The sequence below is a fragment of the Planobispora rosea genome (assembly GCF_014648175.1).
Taxonomy (GTDB): Bacteria; Actinomycetota; Actinomycetes; order Streptosporangiales; family Streptosporangiaceae; genus Planobispora; species Planobispora rosea.
Genome location: NZ_BMQP01000147.1, coordinates 1 through 637, shown reverse-complemented (window position 1 = coordinate 637; position 637 = coordinate 1). Strand labels below are relative to the sequence as shown.

Here is a 637-nt window from a genome sequence, read left to right as displayed (position 1 = left end):
CTGGTGCGGGGGGAGTTGGCGGTGGCCTATCAGCCGGTGGTGGATTTGGCCTCGGGCGGTATCTATGCGGTGGAGGCGTTGTTGCGCTGGACGCCGGCGGGGGGCCGGCCGATTCCGCCGGATGTGTTCATTCCGGTGGCCGAGGACACCGGGTTGATCGTGGAGATCGGTCGCTGGGCGTTGGAGCAGGCCTGTGCCGATGCCAAGCGCTGGCATGAGCGGCACGGTATCGCGGTGACGGTCAATGTCTCGGGGCGGCAGTTGCGTGAGCGTAGTTTCCGGGAGGTGGTGCTGGAGGTGCTGGCCCGGCATGCGCTGCCGCGTAATGCGTTGACGTTGGAGGTGACCGAGAGCATGTTGTTGGCCACCAGTCCGGCCGAGACGCAGCGGGTGGTGGAGGTGCTGGCGGATCTGCGGGCTCATGGGGTGCGGATCGCGTTGGATGATTTCGGTACCGGGTATTCCTCGCTGGCGTATTTGCGGACGTTGCCGGTGGACATTTTGAAGATTGATCGTTCGTTCACGGCTCCGTTGACCAATGCCGATCATCGTCAGGCGCGGGCGTTCACCCGGGCGATCGTGGAGTTGGCGGCGAGTTTGAACCTGGCCACGGTGGTGGAGGGGGTCGAGTCGCGTG

At 65.1% G+C, this 637-nt stretch carries 1 protein-coding gene; it reads left to right on the top strand.

From position 1 onward, the window contains the following. Positions 1 to 21: 21 nt before the first annotated feature. On the top strand, positions 22 to 637 hold a 616-nt coding region (locus tag IEZ08_RS39160), incomplete at its 3' end, for an EAL domain-containing protein (protein WP_189244263.1).